At 33.6% G+C, this 21,999-nt stretch carries 20 protein-coding genes and 1 pseudogene; 11 read left to right on the top strand and 10 right to left on the bottom strand.

All coding sequences use genetic code 11. From position 1 onward, the window contains the following. The first annotated feature begins 9 nt into the window (after window positions 1-9). Window positions 10-1,203, top strand: a complete 1,194-nt coding sequence (locus ACEPXG_RS17960; RefSeq protein ID WP_391205494.1) for an ABC transporter permease — start codon at window positions 10-12, stop codon at window positions 1,201-1,203. 23 nt (window positions 1,204-1,226) lie between these two features. Beyond that, window positions 1,227-2,135, top strand: a complete 909-nt coding sequence (locus ACEPXG_RS17955) for an ATP-binding cassette domain-containing protein (RefSeq protein ID WP_391205491.1) — start codon at window positions 1,227-1,229, stop codon at window positions 2,133-2,135. A 220-nt stretch (window positions 2,136-2,355) separates the two neighbouring features. Here the strand turns inward: ACEPXG_RS17955 and ACEPXG_RS17950 are convergent, their stop codons facing one another. After that, on the bottom strand, window positions 2,356-2,712 hold the full coding sequence (locus ACEPXG_RS17950) for a hypothetical protein (RefSeq protein WP_391205488.1): 357 nt from the start codon (window positions 2,710-2,712) through the stop codon (window positions 2,356-2,358). Between the two features lie 19 nt (window positions 2,713-2,731). Further along, a complete protein-coding gene (locus ACEPXG_RS17945; RefSeq protein ID WP_391205485.1) occupies window positions 2,732-3,427 on the bottom strand; it encodes a DUF2225 domain-containing protein in 696 nt (231 codons plus the stop codon). A gap of 583 nt (window positions 3,428-4,010) precedes the next feature. Between ACEPXG_RS17945 and ACEPXG_RS17940 the strand changes: the two genes are divergently transcribed. Both ACEPXG_RS17940 and ACEPXG_RS17935 read left to right on the top strand, forming a co-directional pair. Beyond that, window positions 4,011-4,862 (top strand): leucine-rich repeat domain-containing protein, encoded by an 852-nt coding sequence (locus ACEPXG_RS17940; protein WP_391205482.1) that lies wholly within the window; start codon window positions 4,011-4,013, stop codon window positions 4,860-4,862. A 289-nt stretch (window positions 4,863-5,151) separates the two neighbouring features. After that, window positions 5,152-5,775 carry an FMN-binding negative transcriptional regulator gene (locus ACEPXG_RS17935; protein ID WP_391205479.1) on the top strand — a complete coding sequence of 208 codons (624 nt, stop codon included), beginning with the start codon at window positions 5,152-5,154 and terminating at the stop codon, window positions 5,773-5,775. Window positions 5,776-6,042: 267 nt separating this feature from the next. Here the strand turns inward: ACEPXG_RS17935 and ACEPXG_RS17930 are convergent, their stop codons facing one another. Further along, a complete protein-coding gene (locus ACEPXG_RS17930; RefSeq protein ID WP_391209988.1) occupies window positions 6,043-6,324 on the bottom strand; it encodes an anthrone oxygenase family protein in 282 nt (93 codons plus the stop codon). Between the two features lie 65 nt (window positions 6,325-6,389). Between ACEPXG_RS17930 and ACEPXG_RS17925 the strand changes: the two genes are divergently transcribed. Then, window positions 6,390-6,899 carry a TetR/AcrR family transcriptional regulator gene (locus tag ACEPXG_RS17925; protein ID WP_391209986.1) on the top strand — a complete coding sequence of 170 codons (510 nt, stop codon included), beginning with the start codon at window positions 6,390-6,392 and terminating at the stop codon, window positions 6,897-6,899. 104 nt (window positions 6,900-7,003) lie between these two features. Here ACEPXG_RS17925 and ACEPXG_RS17920 read toward each other — a convergent pair whose 3' ends face one another. Then, window positions 7,004-7,345, bottom strand: coding sequence for a DUF3889 domain-containing protein (locus tag ACEPXG_RS17920; protein ID WP_391205476.1), 342 nt, complete (start codon window positions 7,343-7,345; stop codon window positions 7,004-7,006). A 142-nt stretch (window positions 7,346-7,487) separates the two neighbouring features. Continuing rightward, entirely contained in the window at window positions 7,488-7,925 is a 438-nt protein-coding gene (locus ACEPXG_RS17915; RefSeq protein WP_391205473.1) for an Lrp/AsnC family transcriptional regulator, read from the bottom strand. Between the two features lie 139 nt (window positions 7,926-8,064). On the opposite strand from ACEPXG_RS17915, the gene ACEPXG_RS17910 reads away from it, so the two are divergent. Beyond that, window positions 8,065-8,649, top strand: a complete 585-nt coding sequence (locus ACEPXG_RS17910; RefSeq protein WP_391205470.1) for a DJ-1/PfpI family protein — start codon at window positions 8,065-8,067, stop codon at window positions 8,647-8,649. Between the two features lie 265 nt (window positions 8,650-8,914). Beyond that, window positions 8,915-9,316, top strand: coding sequence for a hypothetical protein (locus ACEPXG_RS17905; RefSeq protein ID WP_391205467.1), 402 nt, complete (start codon window positions 8,915-8,917; stop codon window positions 9,314-9,316). 351 nt (window positions 9,317-9,667) lie between these two features. On the opposite strand, the gene ACEPXG_RS17900 is transcribed toward ACEPXG_RS17905, so the two are convergent. Both ACEPXG_RS17900 and ACEPXG_RS17895 read right to left on the bottom strand, forming a co-directional pair. Continuing rightward, window positions 9,668-10,255, bottom strand: coding sequence for a hypothetical protein (locus ACEPXG_RS17900; RefSeq protein ID WP_391205464.1), 588 nt, complete (start codon window positions 10,253-10,255; stop codon window positions 9,668-9,670). A gap of 118 nt (window positions 10,256-10,373) precedes the next feature. Beyond that, window positions 10,374-11,700 (bottom strand): annotated as a pseudogene (locus ACEPXG_RS17895) (transposase). 843 nt (window positions 11,701-12,543) lie between these two features. Here ACEPXG_RS17895 and ACEPXG_RS17890 point away from each other — a divergent pair. The 4 genes from ACEPXG_RS17890 (at window position 12,544) to ACEPXG_RS17875 (ending at window position 16,670) form a co-directional block, all read left to right on the top strand. Next, window positions 12,544-13,512, top strand: coding sequence for a hypothetical protein (locus ACEPXG_RS17890; RefSeq protein WP_391205461.1), 969 nt, complete (start codon window positions 12,544-12,546; stop codon window positions 13,510-13,512). A 29-nt stretch (window positions 13,513-13,541) separates the two neighbouring features. Further along, the gene (locus ACEPXG_RS17885; protein ID WP_391205458.1) at window positions 13,542-14,852 is read left to right on the top strand and encodes an MFS transporter; all 1,311 of its coding nucleotides are present in this window, start codon (window positions 13,542-13,544) and stop codon (window positions 14,850-14,852) included. A 28-nt stretch (window positions 14,853-14,880) separates the two neighbouring features. Beyond that, the gene (locus ACEPXG_RS17880; protein ID WP_391205456.1) at window positions 14,881-15,267 is read left to right on the top strand and encodes a hypothetical protein; all 387 of its coding nucleotides are present in this window, start codon (window positions 14,881-14,883) and stop codon (window positions 15,265-15,267) included. Window positions 15,268-15,365: 98 nt separating this feature from the next. Then, window positions 15,366-16,670, top strand: a complete 1,305-nt coding sequence (locus ACEPXG_RS17875) for a CapA family protein (protein ID WP_391205453.1) — start codon at window positions 15,366-15,368, stop codon at window positions 16,668-16,670. A 457-nt stretch (window positions 16,671-17,127) separates the two neighbouring features. Here the strand turns inward: ACEPXG_RS17875 and ACEPXG_RS17870 are convergent, their stop codons facing one another. Genes ACEPXG_RS17870 through ACEPXG_RS17860 form a run of 3 tightly spaced genes read right to left on the bottom strand, consistent with a single transcriptional unit; the run spans window position 17,128 to window position 21,931 of the window. After that, window positions 17,128-18,717 (bottom strand): hypothetical protein, encoded by a 1,590-nt coding sequence (locus tag ACEPXG_RS17870; RefSeq protein WP_391205450.1) that lies wholly within the window; start codon window positions 18,715-18,717, stop codon window positions 17,128-17,130. Window positions 18,718-18,748: 31 nt separating this feature from the next. Next, window positions 18,749-19,723: an AAA family ATPase gene (locus ACEPXG_RS17865; RefSeq protein ID WP_391205447.1), complete on the bottom strand. Its 975-nt coding sequence runs from the start codon at window positions 19,721-19,723 to the stop codon at window positions 18,749-18,751. A gap of 15 nt (window positions 19,724-19,738) precedes the next feature. Further along, window positions 19,739-21,931, bottom strand: coding sequence for a hypothetical protein (locus ACEPXG_RS17860; protein ID WP_391205444.1), 2,193 nt, complete (start codon window positions 21,929-21,931; stop codon window positions 19,739-19,741). Window positions 21,932-21,999 lie beyond the last annotated feature (68 nt).

Here is a 21,999-nt window from a genome sequence, read left to right as displayed (position 1 = left end):
AGTGAGATAATGAGGGCGTATTTTAAGTTTGAATTCTTTCAATTTATGAGCAATAAGAAGAATATTGCTATTTATGTCATTCTACTTTTCTTCTCGTGTTATTATGCACTAAAACTGGCTCCAGCCTATAACCCTATTGAAAAAGCAGATGTAAGTGAAATGGAAGCACGGTATTTAACTAGAGAAGAATTTCTAAATAATGTTGTGATTGATGATGGGACACACTATTTAACGAGATTTGCTGTTGCGATATTCCCGGAATGGAATGAATATGATAAAGAAAGATTAGAAGCTATCAAACAGCACAATCTTAAAAAGTACGCAGAGGCTACATTTAAGTGGTATGAGTACTCTGATAACGTAATTTTTAACTGGGGAGGTGATATCCTATTCTACAATCCAGGGTATTACACGTATGGAAATAGTTATGCAAGAATGGACGGGCACTATGCGTATTTATATTCTGCAAGTCGTTACAAAGGGTATACAGAAGAGAAATCTCATTTAACTGTCAATGTTTTTGAGGAAAGGACTGCATTACAAACATTGCAACGTTTGTTACACGCGTACCTGCCTCTAATTTTCATTGTTAGCTGTATACTCCTTACAGTGGATATCGTGTTGAAGGATAGACGGAATCCAACATTATTGCAAGGTTTGCCACTTTCAGATTGGAGAAAGTTGATGGTTAAAGGAGGAGTTTCCTTACTGGGAAGCATCCTAGCAATTATCCCACTTTCCGTAGGTTTATTGATAATTGGGGCTCGAAATGGGTTTGGTGATTTTGAATTACCTGTTCCGATGTATAATTCTGGTGAAAAAATATTTTCAAATATAACGATGGGACAATATTTAATAGAAAACATGTTATTCATTGTTTTCTGGTCTTTATTCATCATTTCATTGCTACTACTTGTAAGTGTGACGTTAAAAAACGAGTTTTCAAATTTAGTAATTGGTTGCGTGTTTGTTATTGCTGAATTTTTTTACTATGTAAGAGGAATTGGTGTTTTTAGGGATGTTCATTGGTATCCAACGAGTTATGTTCAGGTAGGACAGATTATTTCTGGGTATCGGAACTTTCTTTATGGTTCCGAAGCACTCACATTTGGAGCTGGACTGTCCGTAATCGGATTATGTACATGTATTTTTCTGTTCTGCACTTTCTTAATCAGTAATCGAAGAAAGTTTAAGGTATTTTAGTTTCCTAGGGATGGAGGGAAGATATGATTGAATTAAAAAGTATTGGTGTCCAGTTTTCGGGTAGAGACATTTTAAAAGATGTTTCAGTGTTGTTCAATCGAGGAGAAATTATTGGTTTGGTGGCTCCTAATGGGACGGGGAAGTCAACGCTTATGAATGTCATCATGAATTATATCAATCCAAATAGCGGGAAAGTCATTTTAAATGATGCGTTAGAATATACAAATAAAAAGAATGAAGTGAAAATCCATCAACTGGTATCTATGATGCCCGATCAAAGTGACTTATACAATCAAATTTCGGGAAAAGAGCATTTAAAAATTTATTCGTCCATGTGGAAAAGTAATCCAAAATTGATTGATAGTACAATAAAGGAGCTTGGAATGGCGTCCTATATAAATAAGCACACAGGGACTTATTCCTTAGGTATGCGGCAAAGGCTTTGTTTTGCGATGCAAATTGTATCGGATACTCAAGTTATGTTAATGGACGAAGTGATGAATGGATTAGATCCAACTCATGTCGAGCTAATTTCGCAAATACTAGTTCAAAAGAAGTCGGAAGGAAAAACGATTATTGTAGCTTCTCACTTATTAGAAAACCTAGAAAAGTATGCGGATTACATTTTCTTTATCAAAAATGGAGAGTTACTACTTATTAATGACATTTCCCCAGGATTTGAAGAAAGAGAAATCACAACCGTTCGTGTAACAGAAATGACAGATAAGATAATAGAAAAGTTTTCAATTGAGTTTCCAGAAACAAACGTACGATCATTGCCAAATGGCGTTACTCTAATAGATGTCCGTGGATATGACTCAGGGAAATTAGGAAGTATTTTAGAATTTCTTAAAGAAAACCATCTAACGGCGTTTAGTTTTGGGAAAGTAACATTAAATGATTTGTATTCTATGTATTATCAAGAAGGATGAGGGTATATGAAAAATACCAATATAGATATATTTTCGGTTTGGATGCGGAGTCAGAAATAAGCAAACTTTTCTAGAGATATCATATCTATGCAACGACTAAAGGAACTCATTTTTGGTCAATCTTTATCCAAAAGGAGTTCCTTTTATAAACCTATTTAAATCAATATTTACAGAGTATATTTAATCAACTTTATTTCAAACAAGAGGTTATTCTATTGATTCATTTATAGTGGTATGAGCCTACTCTTGAATTTTTGCGTTGAATTTGATTGAACCATACTTGATCCTTTTCCTCTTGTTTTAAGGTGTTGACTATGGTTGATGAGCACCCGACGCATATTTTTGCTTGTGTAATTTTTCTGCATCGTTCACATGGTGCACCTAAGTTTGGGAAAGTTGTACTTTGTAATTTCCCTGCTTTTACCCATTTATAGAGCAAGTCGGATGAAACACCTGTTAATTCTACGACTTCATCATTTGTTAAGGTACGGTTATTTTTTCTTAGTAAAAAATGAAGTAATTCCGAAAAAATATCTTCTTCTCGTGCATCTATTTTTTTCCCGAACAGCTGAACCAAGCTTCTCGCCTCGCTTTTTTTAATTGATAATTTCTCCTGAGCTTTCATTCTTATTAATAGTATGTTCGTCATATTTATAGTTTTCCCAACGTTTACTTGTCAATTTTCGATATTTGTTGGAAACATTACGATTAGAGATCAATCGAGAGAAACCTTTTTTTGCTTCTGCAATATCACCGATTCGAAGGCTTAGTTCTGCATATAAATATTGAATCCGTTCCTCGCCCTCTTGATTTGATGCAAAAGACTTACTGTAAAAGTCTCTAGCGGAATACAGATAGTGCATTTCAGATTCAACTTCATTTTTTAATCGATAGAGCCACGCTATTTTTAACGCGAAATTTCCCATTAGCAGTGGCTCTTCCATAGATGCTCTTGAGACGAGGTAAGATAACTTATAACTTGCAATCGCATCGTCTATTGTACGTTCTTTACAAATGTTTATCGGTTTTTGTAGTTCTTTAATGTACAATTCATCAATTAATAGCATGAATGGTCCATACGTTCTAGTCATGGACTTGTGATAGGCATATCCACAATGAGGGCAGACGGCTACTTCATATAACAAGGGATTCAATCCTTCATAGATTGGCATGAAGTCTGTTTGTTCCTCGATTACTTTAAAGCGATTTGGACGTACTTTATATGTCGTAAAGTGTTTTTTGCAAAACTTACAATCTACGCTACTTTCGTAGTAATAAATATTAAAAGCCATATGAACCAACTCCTTTACATTGAATTTATCATCATTTCTTTTGCTCTATTAAAAATAATATATATTCGTTCAATATGTTTAATTACTTATAGTCTATTTTATCAATTATATGCTTTTCGGTATATACCTTTAGAATCATTAAGGAATCTATCCCTATTTAGAATTCAATGAGGACCTGGTACCTAACATTTATTGTAAACCCTTAAAGGAGCTAATTATTTGATTACCTTTATAGAAAACATGATTTAACTTTTTTATTAATATTCATTTCTAGCGCCATTTATTGTAGGCAACTTAAACTAACAAAGTGGAAAAGAAAACTTTCTAAAGGCGAAATGACAATGTATATAATTACTTCAATTGCACTTCCAATTTAGGGGTAATTTATTTCGTTCTTCTTTTGGGAACATAATTTCGGGTACCAGATTCTAACGCAATTCAGAATTCAATGAGAACCCGGTAACCAACACTGTAGAAATAAATTTTGATATTACAAAGGGGAGATAAGTCTTGTGGTATGGTTTATAAAGAGCACTGAATTATTTTGCGTTTTTTTGAAACTTACAAAAGAGGAGGTGGACAAATGGAACTAAATTTCCCTCATATGAAATTAGATAGTTTACCTAAATTAGATGTACCAATAAAAAAGATAACAAATTTAAATCTTTTTGATAACCACTTAATAACTATACCTGAGGAAATCTATACAATGAGCGGATTGGAAATTTTGAATATATCAGTTAATAAAATTAGTAAAATGCCCTCTGATATAAAGAATTTAAAAGAACTTAGAATGTTGGATGCAGGACATAATGAAATTGATGTTATACCTCCTGAAATAGGATCTCTTACTAATATGGAGGATTACTTGTATCTTCATAATAATAAGTTGAGAACAATTCCATCCGAAATCTCTAAGCTTATCAAAGTGAAATATTTAAATCTGAGTGATAATAAATTGAATGAACTACCAGATGAAATTGGGACTTTGAATAATCTTATAGAACTACGTGTAATGAATAATCAATTAAAAAAGATACCTGACAGTATTGGCAAGATAACAAACTTGAAAGAATTACATTTGAAAAAAAATCAAATCACAAACCTTCCGGAGAATTTAGGGGATTTGTTACTATTACGCGTTTTAGATATAGAAGACAATCAATTAAAAGATATACCTCGCTCGTTACATAAATGTAAAAAATTGAGACGGTTAAATTTGAGACATAATCAATTAACCACTTTACCTGAAGAGTTTGCACAATTGAAGAATTTATTAGAAATAGATCTAAGAAGTAATTATCTAGTTGAATTACCAAAGTCATTGTTAGAAATGGAAGGTTTAGAACGTCTAGACCTTCGATGGAATCATCAATTAAACATACCAAATTGGTTAAGTGAATTAGAACGAAAAGGTTGTATTGTTTATTTATAGATTATTTAACAATACCTATAAATAGCTGAATGAATAGTAAAGAGAAAGGTTCCTTTTTTGAAAACAAGCGGCCTATGTCAAATAGTTTTTTCGAATTTCAGTACCAACTTTAAAATTAAAGAATATAAAATGCTAGTTATTACGATCGTAGATTTGTTTGTTTCATTTATGATGTCCTTTAACATCCTTACTTATTTAAAACTGTATCTTCCCGAATGTCAGTTTATATTATAATATTAGTTCAGATGATGGAAAATATTACAATAGATAAATCAAGGAGGAGTCAATCATGTTTATACCTAAATATTACAAAGTAACGGATTTTGATGAAATTAGGAATTTTGTGCAAGAGAATTCATTTGGAACGATTGTTACAACGAAACAAGGTAAACCTATCGCGACTCATTTACCTTTGGGATTAAATAAAATAGGTGATGATTACTATATATCTGGACATATGGCTTATGGAAACCCTCAATGGAGAACGTTTGAAACTAGTGAGGACGTACTCGTTATGTTCCAGGGACCGCATGCTTACATCTCTTCTTCTTGGTATGAGCATGAAAATGTTCCAACATGGAATTATCAAGCGGTTCATATATATGGAGTAGCTAGCATTTTGAATGAAGAAGAGTTAAAACAAGAACTAACAACAATGCTATTAAAATATGAAAAACATCGTGATAATCCAGTTTTATGGGAAAAACTTTCTCCTCAAGTTTTAGAAAAAGAACTAAAAGGTATTGTTGGATTTAAAATTAAAGTGAAAGAAATTCAAGCTGCTTATAAATTGAGTCAAAATCGTAATGATAAGGATTATCTTAACATCATAGAAGAATTGCGTGAGGAAGAAGATATAAATTCTCAACAAATGGCAAAAGTGATGGAGAATAGATTAAGAAGTGAAGAATAATCGTTGTTGGGGAGGACACTGCAAAAGTGTCATTCTAATAAATGATTGATCCTGCGATATAGAGTGCAAAATGCAGGGGCACTTATTTTTAGGTGCCGGATTATAATGCAATTCTGAATTCAATGAGGAAAATACGAATAATAATGAAAGGATCATTCCATTTAGGAATGGTCTTCTTTCTTGATGTTGTTCATTTAAAAAAACTAAGTGGATTGACTGAACAAATGAGTATGGTTTCCCGTTCAGGGAAGAGTGCTTTACAGCATATCAATTTCCGGTCAAATGCAGTACCATTGCTACCAAGAAGAATGCAAATGCCAAGATTGCTGCGGATGAACGAAACACATCTAATCGTTCCCAACGTCTAATTAGCAATTTCCAATTGTTTGGTGGTGCATCAAATCGCCAATCTAGTATGCCTTTATTAATTGGGACAGTACCGATGAGTGTGATTAACATGAGGATGATCAAGGAAAATACTCCAGCCCATCGGAATCCGAGAACGAGCCCGGTACCATCAAAAAATAGCGTGGCAACCCCAAAAGCGATAGCAAGTAAAAAGGAAAGGTAGTGAAACTAAGGCGAAGGCGCAACGTGTTGCACTTGAGCTTTTTATTACTAAAGGATTTGAGGCGACATCGCTTCGCGAAATCGCCGAGCAACTCGGGATTAGTAAGGCTGCGCTATACTACCACTTTAAAAGTAAAGATGATATCGTCAAGTCCATCGTCTCTTCCCGAAGTAACGAGGTAGCAGAACTTCTAGCCTGGGTTCGTAACCAAGAGCCAGGTCCTGATCTAATGGAGTGTGCGGTGCTACGCTGGGTGGACTCTACAACTGTAGACAAGCTCCGAGGCATCCGCTTCGTAAATGCAAATCCTGCAGTTATGCGGAACATGAGCACCAATTCTGGTGGTGATATCGGTGAAAGTCTTAGAACAGTGGCGGAACTTGTTGCAGGTAAGGGCGCTAATCCCACACGGCAGTTGTTGGTGAGAATGGCATTCCTTAGTATCAACTCGGCAGTGATGGCTGCTGGCGGAACCCAATGTACGGACGAAGAAATCGTTGAAGCCTCAAGAGAAATGGCGCTAGCTTTTCTCAATCGTCTCCGAGAAATCTAATTTGATCATCTGGCTAGCTTTCAATGCCCAAGGGTGCCAGGTTTCGACACAATTCTGTATTCAATGAGAACCTGGTACCCTTCATTAACCTCGACCGTGATGGTTTATCTAGAAACTTCTTGAAATTCAATACTAACCAATTTTTCAGTTTTAGTAGTGTACTTAATTCTTACTAAAACGCCGAATTCGTTATTACCATCTTTTAACCAAAGCTTAAACTTTTCAATTGTTGAATCCTCTTTAGATTCTCTTCCTTCATGTAGGTAGTCAATAATATTTGCATTGGGATATTTTGATTGTGTCTCTTTTATTGCGAGTTTTCCCCACTTTGCATAGACGGGTATTTCTTGGTGGGTATGAGTATTAGTTGGGGTATGTGTCGCCGCTGAATGAACTGTTATTAAAATTCCAAGTGCAAGAAATGTTTTTCTTATAATTGATCTCATCTCCTTTTCTATAGGATGAGTCATCTGTTTAAAATCATGCTATATCTAGTGCGTTCTTTTATGAATTTTGGGTACCAGGTTCTAACTCATATTCAGTGAGAACCTGGTACCTAACATTCTTATTAAATTTATATATTTTTTGTTAATCTTCTACCGAAAACGGTTCGATAACTTTTTTGGTGTGTGAGGATAACACGATATTGGTAGAAGGGGTGCCATAGGTCATCGATGCATCAATAAATTTTTCTAAACTCTCAACGGAGTATGTTGCTATTTTTACGATATAGCTTATTTCTCCTGCTACTCGATAACATTCCAATACATCTGAGTGGCTATTACAAAAATTTGCTAATGCTTTACAGTCTTTGGATTCAAATAAAATAATGGCACAAATCGGACGATCCATTTTTATCAGGTCAACATAAGCGTGATATCCTTCAATTACTTTTTGCTCCTCCAGTTTACGCACTCTCTCAATCACTGCTGGAGAAGATAAATGAACAACTTCTGCCAATTCCTTCATGAAAATTTTGGCATTCAACTGCAATTCTTGTACAATTTTTTTGTCGATTTGATCCATATGTATTATCACCTTTTTTTATATAATAGATTAACCTTAATTCTTTATTATATAAAGTTAAATGGACAAATATCCTCTTTAATCTTATGTTATAAATCTCTTTATTCTAATAAAATGATGCATAAGGAGATGAATGACAATGAAAAAAATATTATTACTATTAGCTGATGGTTTTGAAGCGGTAGAAGCAAGTGTTTTTACAGATGTGCTAGGTTGGAATAAATGGGAAGGTGATGGTTCGACACAGGTCGTAGCAGTAGGGCTTCGCAATAAATTAACTTGCACGTGGAATTTTATTGTAGAACCTGAAAAAACAATTGATAACATTCAATTAGAGGAATTTGATGCGCTAGCGATTCCAGGAGGATTTGAAGAAGCAGGGTTTTATGAAGACGCATTTAGTGAGCCGTTTCTAAATGTGATTAGGCATTTTCATGAAAAGCAAAAACCAATCGCTAGTATCTGTGTTGCATCACTTGCTCTTGGTAAAAGTGGCATTCTTGAAGGTAGAAATGCCACTACCTACAACCATCCAACAAATATTAGAAAAGAGCAACTAAAGAATTTCGGAGTAAATATACAAGATGAGCGTATAGTTCGAGATGGACATATTATCACTTCATCAAACCCAGGTACGGCTTTTGATGTTGCCTTTTTATTACTGGAAATGCTGACATCTAAAGAGAATGTAAAGCATGTAAAAGACCTTATGGGATTTGTTTAAGGCAAAGAAAGTAATCGTTCCTTGTGTCACGAAGAATTAATTAAAAATGAAAGCCGATACTAAAGTTTTTTATTAGTGTCGGCTTTTGGTATTTATTGTACAATTACTATAAGAATATTCAGTATTCAAATATTTCACTAATGATCGGTATATTGAAAGGTGTGATGTTATATGAAAAATTTATCAAACATTTTAGAGGTATATCAATTTTGAGTGAACGTATCATCCCTCTATAAACTACGTAAGCTCAATGAAGGAGCATAATTTGGTTAAAGTATTCATTGGAATTAGTAAATTATCATTAGAATTAAGTGAGTATCACGATTTTAATTGGCTAAACGAAGTAGAAGTATTTGCTATCTTTGATCAGCAAGATTCAGGAAATATTAGTTTTGGAATAATAGAAAATGATGAGCGTTATTTCATTAAATACGCTGGTGCAAGAAATTTAGAATATACAGGAGATTTACAAGCAGCGATTAACCGCTTAAAAGAAGCAAGGAAATGTATATGGTCAAGAACTTCCATACACTTTGTACAAAAACATCCATACAACACTTTTTTATGTTATAAATTTTGTTGGAAATTGATTTTGAGACAAGAACATCCATACACTTTTACTAAACAAACACAAAAAAAATGTCTAATTCTACAGCAAATTTACTGAGTAATTAGACTAAAGATTAGCGTAATCCTTGGCAATAAACTTAATAAGATTAATTTAACTAATTGCTTATTTTTATCTCAAAGACTGTTTCTTCTTTTACTTCCCTATTATAGTTCCATGAAATTAAAATCAACTGTACAGCTACAAAAAAGCATGTACATATTTTAAAATCTTATTATTGTATTTATATACAATCTACATTGTGTTAGATATCTTGAACTAATACCTTTCGCATTTTTTTGTATAACAACGAACTAAATTTAGACATCACTTTTGTTCTTCTCACTCCCCTCTTGTAGTTACGTTACTTCGCTTTTTATACGAGATCTACGCCCTTCTCAAAATAATTGTTTAATGCTTAATAGTTCGAGCAAAATCTAAAGCATGCAAAGTTGAAACAATTAATGATTGATTATTTTTTTCTATTCTAAGCATTACCGCTTCTTGAAAGCATTTTATTGCTTCTTCTACTCTTTTTAATTCTAAAAGACATTTTCCTTTGTGTTGTAGAGCAAAATCTTTATATGAATTAGATGCACTTATAGTACTTTTAATCAGTGCCTCATCAAATATTTCTAATGATTTATCAAGTTTATTGTCATATTTTAAAGCCTCTCCAAGTCGAATTAGCGATATGATTTCTCTGTTGCAGTTTTTTTCATCAATTGAATACCGAAGGCTTAATTCTAAGTATCTTATTGCAATTTTGGGTTTATCATAAATCCTATAAAGATTCCCTAATGTTCCATAAAGAAAATATTTTTCCTCTTTACGATTTAATTTGTCTTCATTTATTAGTTCTAGTAGTTTTTCAGCTTTAATAATAACTTGTTTAATCTTAGAAGGATTAGAAGTTTTCTCGCGAAGATATTGGGATGGGTCAAAAAAAATATCATCCTTTATCAAAGAAAGTTCTTCCTTCAGATTAGTTAAATCCACAAGATTCCCCCCTAGATAGGAAATTCTATTCAACTGAATCAATTTCATAATTACCGTTTTTAAAAATGTTTAGAGTTGCCCCTAGATGATTTATATTTTTTTAGTATGGAATTTCCATTTATTTAGGCTGCTTGTAACGATTGTTGCTTCCTTCCTTGGTTAAATTGGAAGCATTATGAATTGACGTCACCAATTGGTAGTGCAACTTTGCTTTCTTTCCGGTTCGACGACGAACATTGTTGAGTCCAAAGAACTCTTTTAAGTGTGTATTCACAAGTTCGACAGCAGTACGTTCTTTGTATAGTTCTTCCCTTTTCTTGAACCTCTGGCTGGGAAGTTGTATTTCCGGATGTCCTTAGACTGCCTGATTTTATAAGTTTTTCGACAAAGTGAATCGTGATGTAAGGGACAGGTTGCACAATCTTTCGGTCATGTATTATTTGAGTGTTTGTATTTTGGATTGAAGCTATCGTATCGATAAGCATGTTTTAGGACACATATCGGTGTGAAATGCTCATCGTAACCGAAGAGTTCTCCTTCGTTCCTGCGATTATATGGGATTACAACTTGTAGGTTTTGCTTGTTCAATTGTTGATAGTTTGGCTCATAATCATAGCCGGCATCTAAAAGACCAGCGTTAAACTGGACTGGTACATCTCGCTCGATTTTCTCGAGTAATAGAATGGCAGCCTTTCCGTCGTTTAAATTACCAGACGTCATAAATCCCGCCAAGATAAATTGGCTATTCGTACTGACAGCTAAATGGGCTTTATAACCAAACCAAAACATGTTTTTTTCCCCACTGTTTTTCTTGATGCCCATTTAGGGTCGATTGGGGCTTCTTTGTACAGTGTTTCTGCAGACTCAGACAGTTGATGGACAATTTCCTTTTCATAATTTGAACGTGCTTCCTCTTCGGCTTGTTTATCTTTTAACCATTGTTCACGTTGCGCTTTTGGTTTTCGCACCCGCTTTTTAGGCGTTGGCTTTCCTTTCGGGTCTGTTGCACGATCTCGCTCTTCGAAATGAGTCGCACCGATGGCAATGTTTTCTTCTATAATATGTTCTTCTTCCATTGCAAGTAAAATGGGCTCGTCATGAATGCATGTCATCGCATCCGATTCACTAATGAGGGTAATCATTCGCAAATAAGAGGATTCAGATGGCAAAGTATCTGAATGTAGAAACCCGCAGTTCAAACGAAAAAAGGGATCATTCATCAGACGTTTTACAAGATATTTGATCATCCCAATTCGCTCCCCCACACGAGCGAGTAGACTATAGCGCCATAATTTAATTCTTTTGGGGCGCCTGCATTTGTCTGTTTCTTGAATAAAACCCAGATAGATTCTAGGTTTAACGTTGAAAAATGGCATTACACAGCTAGGCTCCTTTTCGTATAATTCATGGATGTCAAATAGACTTTGTTGTCGTACAATGGACATAAGGGCATCTCTCCTGTCTGTTGTGTTGGTGCGGTAACTTACATTATACAGGATTTGGGGAGGTGCTCTATTTTTATGTCTTGAAAGCCTTGGTATGCAAGGGAATAGAATTATGAAATTGACTCAACTATGTGTTTTTCCTTCTTCTAATGTAATTTCATGTTGTCTTAAAAGTTTGTCAAATATACATGTTCAAAATAATTTATTTAGTCAAGAAGTATAAAAGTGGATATACGTCAATATCTTAGACACCAAAAAGTTAAGTCCGCTTCAATACGGCATCCATTCATGGAGTGTCTCGTTCCCAGCTAAACCAGTCAAATGAAAGACCACACTGTACAACTTTGTAGGATACAAGACATACAACCCATGGATGTCGTCCTGAAAAATGTATAGGTTAGGGAAATTTGAAATCCAGGTTACCTCTACTAATCAAATTAATTCTTTAAGGTAGAGGTCTTCTAATTGTTCTCGCAGACAAAAGTATTTAATAAATCGGTATAATTCATTTATATTCTGAATATAAATGGTGTTGTGCAACTCCTCGTAAGTAAGTTTACTTTACCATTCAAGCAGTAATACTAATGATTAATAGACCAAAATTTAATTACTTAGCGGTGGAATGCATATCTTTTCAACCATGGGAAGGGGGTAAATGAAATTGACATCAATCCAACGTAAGGTAAAAAAATTGACACAAAGACTTGATCACATGGTTCCAGATGATGCACCAAACAAATAATATTAGTGGGTCAATATGATTTATTTCTAACTCATATTGACCCACTTTTACCCGTATTAAAACTTTTAAAATCAAAATCCAGTTAAAAGGAGATTCATATAATGATTTTACCAGGTCTTGTCGAATCGATTATCCCTGAAGGTTCATTTTTTGATGTAAATCAATATCAGGATGTGTTAAGTAAAAAAGAATATGGTGATTTTTTAACTCCATTTGTATTATTTGGTAACTTAATAGATATGAAGAATATTAACGATCAATTTCTTGGTCAAGTCAAAGGTAATATGATAAAAAATAAATACGACAAATATCTCATGTTAACTCAACTTCCTGATGAGGTGTGGGATAACTTGCCTATAAAATCTCACGAGCTTATTTCTCCAACTGAAGAACAAGAAAATGAATTGTCTCTAGCACTTAATCATTTATCTGAAAATTATCCTGTAGGTTATGAACTTTTCTCAAAATTTGCACGTACAATTGCTTGGGTTAGATTAAAAGATGAATTTAAAGGAAAAGACAGTCAAATTACCTCTTCCTCTTTTCCAATATTACCTTTGTGTATATTTGTTTCGGACAAGGCTCAGCATCACATCCCCCCAAATAGTGTAAGTAAAGAATCATCTTATCGTTTCCTAGCTGAGAACCTTTATCATGAGGCAGTTCATCAGGCTGTAAATATGAACCTTCTTATGTTTGATATTTTCGTAGATAATTATAATAGCCAAGATTCACCAAAAATAGAGATTCCCTGGAGATATAATCAAGTAAAACGTAATCAATATTGGGAATTGGATAGGACTTTTCATGCCACTGTTGTATATAGTCAAATGATAAGATATCGATTGAATCAAATAAATGACACTAAATTAAAAGTATTTGAACGAGTTGCATTTGAAGGTTCCATAATATCCGGTTTGGAAGCAGCCTCATATCTTAGTAAATCACTATTAAATTGTGAACAATACTTTACTGAAAAAGGTACTGAATTAATTAAAGATTTAGCCCTTGATATTGATTCTATAGGTAAAATTGTATTAGAAGCGCTTCCTGAAAATCCTATTAAATAATTTGACTTGCAAAATCAATCTCCAAAGGAGTGATTGACATTAAATCTAATAATTCTTTAACTAATAAAACAAAGCAGCTTAATCAATCTGTGTCAATTGGAGAAAAACTTGGTAAAAACTTTTATTTACTTTGGACAGGACAAACAGTCAGCATATTTGGTAATCAAATAACCATTATTGCTTTGCCCCTTGTGGCTATATACCAGTTACAAGCTAGCAACTTTATAGTTGGTTTATTAAGTGGAATTGCATTCCTGCCAAATTTTATAATTGGTCTCCAGGCTGGAGCATATGTAGATAGAATAAGTAAAAAAACAATAATGATGTACTGCCAATCCATAAGTGCTCTACTTTTACTCTTAATACCTCTAAGTGCGATTATTGGATTATTGAATCTATGGTTACTTTTTTTCATTGCATTCTTTACTGGATGTTGTTCTGTATTTTATCAAATCTCATATACTGCATACCTCCCAGAAATCGTAGATCCTAAACTGCTACCTAGTGGAAATGCGAAATTAGAAATTACAAAAGGTTCCGCACAAACAGCGGGACCAGGTATTGGCGGTTTTTTAGTAAATATTTTTAGTGCACCAATGGCAATTATTATTGATGCATTTAGCTTTATAATCTCCTTTATAACATTGATTTTCCTTCCGAAAGATAATGTTATAAAAAATGAAAAGAGTAAAAAATCCATTTGGCCAGACATTTATGAGGGTTTAGCTTTTACTTTAAAGCATCAATTACTTAGAACAATTCTAATAAGTTATAGCCTAAGTGTTATTTTTATTGGTTTGTTTCAATCTATATCAGTTCTTTATATGACGCGTTCACTCAACTTAACTGCAACCAATATTGGATTAATAATTGGACTAGGTAATATTGGATTTCTCTTCGGTGCTTTTATTTCCAAATATATTACAAACAAATTAGGCATCGGAAAATCAATCGTTATTTCATTGGGGCTGATAGCAATAGGCTTCTTAATAATTGGAACAGCTCCAGTATCTTTGGCACTACCTTGGCTCATGTTTGGACAATTTGTCCTAAGCACAGGTGTACCAATTTACAATGTTAATTTTATTAGTCTACGTCAAGCAATTACGCCACCTGCATTACTTGGTAGAGTAAGCTCAGTTTCTAGATTTTTTGGACGTGGATTTGTTCCAATAGGAGCATTTATGGGAGCAGGAGTAGCTGCTATTTATGATCCCCGTATTGCCGTAATTGTAGCGGGTGTTGGTGGGATACTTGCAATCTTGCCAGCATGTTTCTCGTTTGTAATTAGAATAAAATCTATAAATGATGCTCAAGAACACTCAAATAAATATCAATAGATAATTAACTGGATTGGAGATATAACAAATGGAAACTGAATTAAAGACCTTAGAACAATATAAACCAATCTACACAGAGAGTTTTGAAGAGGTTTGCACGAATTTAAAATTAATTAGTAGTAGACTTTACGAACTTTTACCGGATGTAACACTATCTCCCGATGAGCGCTTAGAAAGAATTGCACGTATAGTACCTTCAAGCTTACTATGCAGTGACCATCATAAGACCGCAAGGACTAAATTGAAAAAATTGCGTACTAGACTTGATGAATTAGTTCCAGATAGTACTTTGAGTTATTCTCAGAAACTTGAATATTTAGTTGATCTTGTTAATAACAGGATTCCAGATGATTTGTTATTATTCGAAAAACTTGAGAGCATTGGAGATAAAAGAAAATCCGATATTGGTAGATAAGTTATTTACCACAACTAAAGATTTTTAAATAAATAAGATAAAGTTTACAGCAAATATCTTAAATTAATATAATAAATTTTATATGCAAGGGGTTATAAATGCGAGGGTATAATAATACAATAAGTTTTGTTGCTACTGGTGATAGTTTCATAACACGAAGGCTACCAACTAAAGATGAATCATTTAAAAGCTTATCATCCTTGATTCATAGTGCTGACGTACGATTTACAAACTTAGAAGTAACTACTCATAAGTTTGAAGGAACCCCCTCAGCTGTCAGTGGAGGCACCTGGGCTATTGCTCATCCAGATGTATTAAAAGACTTGAAAGCATATGGCTTCAATATGATAGCGTGGGCGAATAATCATACCCTGGATTATTCTATTGATGGATTAACAGCTACTGAAAAATATTTAACTCAATATGAGTTTATACATGCGGGTGCTGGGAGTAACCTTGCATTTGCAAGTCAACCAAAATATTTTGAAACTTCTTCCGGCCGTGTAGCACTTATCTCAGTTACTTCAACCTTTCATGAATCATGGATCGCAGGTGAACAGCGACCTGATATGGTTGGCAGACCGGGTATTAATCCACTTCGCCATAATACCCTTCATGTTATCTCGAGAGATAACATGAGAAGTCTTCAAGAAATCGCGGACAAAGTGAATGTAAATGGATTTTATAATAAAGGGATAGAAGTGGGACTAATAAAAAAATTAAAAGATGGACGATTTCCTTTCGGAAGACTAATTTTTCAAGAAGGTGAACAAGAAGGTCGGTTTACAACTCCCAATAAAAAGGATCTTAACCGCATTTTAAAATCAATAAATGAAGCTAGAAGACAAGCTGACTATGTTTTAGTTAGCATTCATTCTCATGAAGTTAAAGGTGAAACGCTAGACGAACCTGCTGATTTTATAAAAACTTTTTCGAGAGCATGTATAGACGAGGGTGCTCATGCTATCATAGGTCACGGTCCACATGTATTACGTGGTATTGAAATCTATAAAGAGTGTCCAATTTTCTATAGTCTAGGTAATTTTATCTTTCAGAATGAAACAATATCAAATTTACCAGCGGACTTTTATGAAAAATACGGATTAGACCATTCACACAATGTTGCAGATGCTCTTGATGCGAGAAGTGACATGAATACACGAGGTTTTTCGGTGTACCCAGATGCCTGGATCAGTGTTCTACCAAAATGGACGATGAAAGATGGCAAATTATCAGAAATCACATTATACCCTATTGATTTAGGTCAAGAAATTCATCGCTATCAAAGAGGTTGGCCTGTCATTAGTAAAAACGAAGATATTTTACTGAAATTAAGCAATTTGTCTTCATCATTTAATACTTCAATAAAAATAGAAAATGGTATTGGTAAAGTCATGCTTTAATGAAGATATTTTAATTTGCTTAAGTGGTAGTATGAAACAATCCGGGATTCCATAATTATATAAAGTCCTTAAAGTAAGACATCATTGTATATCTTATTTTTAGGACTTTTAGTGATTAATTTATGATAAGAAAAAAATCAAAGGGAAAATCTGCAAAAATGTCGCGCTACCTCGTTAATTCAATAAGTTCAACAAAATAGCGTTAATCTTTTACTGATTCAACACTCAGATTTATTTCAACGGTTCCTCAAAAATTTTTTACCTAGGTTCAACTCGTTCGAAAACAGCCTTATCGACTTATCTTCTTTCTTCTTTGCTAGATATTCAGCCGTTTTTGCGTTAATCCTTCATGGATCTGTCATCTTGTTAGATTTAATATGTGGGTTCTGATAAACCGAGAACTGGCAGACTCATTGGTCACTATAAAAGTTCTCTATCCAAAAATTAATAGTCAGTTTTAACCATTAAATCTTTTCTCAAACATTGTATTTAAAAATCTTTTCTCTGGTGAAATATAACTCACATAGGTTTTTCTTTTATCAAAACAGCACGCACCAGGGACTTTTTCAAGTTTTGCCAATGTGTTTTTTAAGTGCATATATATATTGCGGTGATAAATTGTTGTTTTTTCAATTATTGACTCTTCAAAAAAAATTAAGTGCAACGGAATAACGTTTGGTAAAATATAGTTCCTTGATTTGTATTTATGAGGATTACTGACTAAATCTAAATTTTCATAAAAACGCTCCAATAACAAATACGGTAATAAGGCATTAAGTAAGTTTCTCAAACTATTTAAATCAAGCTTTTGATCGCTAGAACGATCAATCCCAAAAATGTTCTCTAATAAGTTTGCAAGATAATAACAGTAAGGTCCTACAGGAAAAAAGGTAAATCGTTGCTTGTTTCTTTCAAAGTTAAAAACATCGCTTTGTGGCGGTGAGCACCTTACTACCCTTGACAATTGTATATCTTCATACTCTTCTCTCCAGTAGGTAAAGGCTAAAGAAAATTTACAATAATCTTCACTTTCTTTAAGTTCGTTGTTTAAATGTATACATTTAGAATGGTTTTTGAGAAGATGCTTCTTAATATATCGTCTAACAGATTTATAAATATGCCGGGATTGTTCATAAATCTCGTAATATATGCAATCTTGCTCTAGGTGTCGGTTATGTGAACCCTCAATAAATTTATAAGTAAATAAATTTCCATAATTCTTCATCATTTGACGCGAAACTACTATGGATTGCGGTTTACGTTTTGAAATATGTTGCTTAGAAAAGGTGTCTGTATCTAAAGGAGCATCAAAATAATAACTATTTGCATAGCTCATCAAATTATGGGATGGCAACAAGTTAAATGCTTTGACTCTTTCCTCTGTATTATATCTAGAAGGGTATTTTACATCTGGTAGCTTCGGCTGTACTATATGTAAATCAAGAAACTTTAGTATATAAGGATCTTGTATCACATGTTCATTTTCCCAATTTTTATAAATAGCAGCAACATTTCTATTATTCATAATACTTTGTCCACATTGACATAAGTAAGAGGAGCGATCATCACTACATAGATCGTGTATAGAAAAAATTTTATTACATTTAAAACAAGTTTCTCTTAATTCCTCATTTGGATGGAATACACAGTTATTAAATAGCGTTAACTGATGAAATACACTGTGAAATCCTTTCTCCATACATTTCTGGCAATATGAGATGTTATTATTAGTTAAATACTCAACTTTTCCCCTACTACCTAATATTGGTTTAAACGTATCTATAGACTCAGACTTTTTCTCAAATAAATCTACACCTATAATTTCGAAGGCTTTACCCCTGTCTATTCCTATTAAACTTGTGAGACTTCTCAAATAATCTCCTGCATTTTTAACATTTTTTAATTTCTGTACATCCTCATTTCCGAAGATCTGTAGAATGTGGTTGTTCGACAATGCATTCGCAAATTTAAATCTTTCAAATATGCACCAAGTAGAAATATATTTAGTAACCCACTCTTTTTTCCACGTAAATCTATACTGATTCAATAAAAACTCCTCCGACTCCTAAATTAAGTAGTTAGTCGATATCTAACAATATTAGTTCTGATTGAATGTAACCTGAATTTATAATAGCTTGCTTAATTTGATTTTTTGTCAGAGTACTCAAGTTATCTCCTAGATATCCGAACTTTTTCATAATATATTCAATTGTTAGAGTAACGTACTGCATTGGAATTTCACGTTCACTCGGAAGTCCTTTCTCTAACTGAATTTGCATAAATACATCATAGAAATCATTAGCATAATTAACTAGTCTAAAGCCTTTTTTAAAATAATCTCTATAATAGAATTCGGTAAAGGATACACTTGAGCGCATTGGGAACTCTGTACCATCATCGTATTGATCAAGTAATATTTCAAAATCCTGAATATTGTTAAGTCCTCGGAACTGATAGCTGTCACTCATAAATCGACCTACAATTTGAAAGTCTTTGTTTTTAATAAACTTTTTTCTCCTATCAATTAAATCGTCATGACCTACCAAGATAGTTGTTAAAACTATTCCATATTCGTCTAATTCATTATAAACATCCATTAACCAATCATATTGAATAGCTGAAAGCTTTTGAGCATCATCAATGAATAGAACTAATTTATTTTGCTTAGATTTTTCCGCAACTTCTATAAAGAAATGTTTAAGACGTACTCGTTTCTCACTAGGGCGCCCCAATTCTGCAGCTGCATGTCCTACACCAGCCAATATATCTTCGAAAAAACTATTTTCTCTGGGACTCGTATATGTTCTACACCTAATATGAAACATCGGAATATTTTGTTGGATTTCATCCGGCAAAACTTTGATTAGATATGATATAGCACGAGTCTTCCCTAATCTGGGACGTCCGTGAATAATAGCGCCAGGAAATTTATTTCCGATCCAATTGCTAACTATATAGCATAATCGGTCAATTTCATTTGTAGCGATTAGATATTTCCCTGTTTCTATAGGATGCTTTCCTAAAGAAACCACTGGAATATCGTAATTCTCCATGTTTAAGCCTCCGTTCTAATAAGTAATTGATTTTCTTTTTTTCTTGCTTTTAAACTTTTCAGACCTTACTAATTCCTCGTAATGATCTAAATCCAGAGTGTCTTTTCTTAAAACTGGATTTTCATTATTTTCTAAGTTCAGGGAATCGCTTGATTCAACCAAATCATTGGTTGTTTGATTACGGATATTTTTAGATGACCTCTCTTCTAATATTAATTCATGAACCGTATCGTGACCGTTTAACAAATCATTACTTATTGTTGTTTGATCGCCTGTATTAGTTATAGCTTTTCTTTCGTCAATAACTGCTTGTTGCAAGTCCTGCTGCTCTTTTTTAACTCTGATTACCACTTTTTTCTTCTCTAATGTTATTGAATCGATATTATATCTCTTTTTATACCCTTTTACTTCAGCTAACAGGTTTCTAAGGTTCTTATTGTTAATAGCATTGATTTCTAAATATGCTTGGAACGCATCTAAGGGATCTTCACCTTCCGTGTAACTGAAATATCTTAATCGTTTGAATTTATTAATAGCGTCTCTGAACTTTAAACTATGAGGGGTTGCACCCCATTTGCTACTAGCGGTTAAAACTCCATATTCAGAGCCATCTTTTCTATAGGCTATAACTGTACGAAGATCATCAGTATTAACTAAAATAGTAATTTTTTCATTAATCATAGCAAAGTCTCTACTTAATTCCGGACTAGTGTAGCGAACGTTTTTATAATGAATATAGGGCCGTCTGCCTTGCTGAAGATTTCCCTTAATGCTACATACTTTAGAGATCGGAAACAGATTAATCTTATTTCTATCTTCGCTAGGAATTTGAGAGATTGTTACACCTTGCTCTAATCTACTCCCAAATATTTCTAATGGAGAAAATCCATAGTTGCTATCATGAGGTGCAGCATTGTAATTTGCTATGACAACATCACATAGCTCTACCAAAGAATCGATTGAAATAGAAAATTTAACTGCATTTTTCTCAGCATCATTACGTCTATTATCCATTACATTGCTACCTGTTGTAGATGGGAGACGATGGAAACCATTTTCTTCAAGAGTTTTAAATAGTCTTTCCACAATTGGTCTTCTTACAGGCACTGCTACAGGACCCATATTGATTGAACAGCCTATTTGTTTAATTAGGATATCTTTAACCTCTTTTGATAAATGTGATTTTGCATTGTCGTAGCAAACTTCATCCCAAACTGCATACTCAGCCTCAGAAAATTTATTGGATGGAAACCCTGCATTTTTTGCGTACTTCAAACCGGGAATTGAAAGTTCTTTAGGCTCCCAAGGTATAATTGCTGATTGAAAACATTTTTTAACATCTTCTTTTGAATACTCTTTATTCAAACTAAGGTGATAACCTATTACCGCTCTAGATGCAACATCGATAACGCTTAGTAGCCATACTCTATTTAGTATATCTATAATTTTCTCACCTTCAGGAGTTTGGTAAACGATAGCAAAAATAGCATCTATTTTATGACCATCGAATTCAACCCTTTCAAGTGGACGTATGATAGTTGAATTTGAACTAATAGTGTTGTTTGTATTATTTAACAGCATTGTCGCCTGTCCACCATTGTTTCTTGCTACTTCTCGAATATACTGATTTGAAATATCTTTAATAAATCTTTCTACAGATTTCCTTGCTAAGCTAGTTGTATTAAAAGGATACTCATTTGGTTTAATACCCATTTTCCTACACTCTTGTAAAAACTTCCTGTGCAAATTTTTAATGCTAATTTTCTGTTCTCTAGCGCTTGATTTCTTAGTATTTAAGTTGAAATATTCTTCTAGTAAAAAGGTCTTTAAATCAGGATGGATTTGCAGAAGCAACTGGAAGGACCCTGAATAATTTAATATCTCTTGATTGGTGTTTTGAAATGACTTACGAGAATAATTACCCACTTTAAAGTTTGGGATTAATCCCCTATATCCTATAATTTTATTAGTGTTATCGTATGTTATGCATCGATTAACAAAACGGTAAATTTCAGTTTTATTTAGTCCGGTCTCCTTTACAATGTCCGAAACAGATTTGTTGGTGTTAAAAAATAGATCGATTGCAAGCTTTCTCTTCCTAAAAAGTTGAAATTCATGTTCGCTCATCTCACCAGTGTAGACAGGTGACCATGTTGAAATATCCAAATCCTCTTCTGCGACTGACTTCTCAGAAAAATAATTACGCATTGTTCATCCACACCTCCGTAAATTTCCCTAAATGCTTTGCATCGATATTAGACTGTATTTTATTTGTT

This window comes from Psychrobacillus sp. L4, assembly GCF_042944905.1.
Taxonomy (GTDB): domain Bacteria; phylum Bacillota; class Bacilli; order Bacillales_A; family Planococcaceae; genus Psychrobacillus.
Note: the sequence above shows the minus strand (reverse complement) of the source record. Positions and strands in the feature narration are given on the sequence as shown.

Coding starts and splice junctions, on each gene's coding strand:
- ACEPXG_RS17960 (WP_391205494.1), top strand. CDS start 10: ATGAGGGCGTATTTTAAGTTTGAATTCTTTCAATTTATGAGCAATAAG.
- ACEPXG_RS17955 (WP_391205491.1), top strand. CDS start 1,227: ATGATTGAATTAAAAAGTATTGGTGTCCAGTTTTCGGGTAGAGACATT.
- ACEPXG_RS17945 (WP_391205485.1), bottom strand. CDS start 3,427: ATGGCTTTTAATATTTATTACTACGAAAGTAGCGTAGATTGTAAGTTT.
- ACEPXG_RS17940 (WP_391205482.1), top strand. CDS start 4,011: ATGGAACTAAATTTCCCTCATATGAAATTAGATAGTTTACCTAAATTA.
- ACEPXG_RS17935 (WP_391205479.1), top strand. CDS start 5,152: ATGTTTATACCTAAATATTACAAAGTAACGGATTTTGATGAAATTAGG.
- ACEPXG_RS17920 (WP_391205476.1), bottom strand. CDS start 7,345: ATGAGATCAATTATAAGAAAAACATTTCTTGCACTTGGAATTTTAATA.
- ACEPXG_RS17915 (WP_391205473.1), bottom strand. CDS start 7,925: ATGGATCAAATCGACAAAAAAATTGTACAAGAATTGCAGTTGAATGCC.
- ACEPXG_RS17910 (WP_391205470.1), top strand. CDS start 8,065: ATGAAAAAAATATTATTACTATTAGCTGATGGTTTTGAAGCGGTAGAA.
- ACEPXG_RS17890 (WP_391205461.1), top strand. CDS start 12,544: ATGATTTTACCAGGTCTTGTCGAATCGATTATCCCTGAAGGTTCATTT.
- ACEPXG_RS17880 (WP_391205456.1), top strand. CDS start 14,881: ATGGAAACTGAATTAAAGACCTTAGAACAATATAAACCAATCTACACA.
- ACEPXG_RS17875 (WP_391205453.1), top strand. CDS start 15,366: ATGCGAGGGTATAATAATACAATAAGTTTTGTTGCTACTGGTGATAGT.
- ACEPXG_RS17865 (WP_391205447.1), bottom strand. CDS start 19,723: ATGGAGAATTACGATATTCCAGTGGTTTCTTTAGGAAAGCATCCTATA.
- ACEPXG_RS17860 (WP_391205444.1), bottom strand. CDS start 21,931: ATGCGTAATTATTTTTCTGAGAAGTCAGTCGCAGAAGAGGATTTGGAT.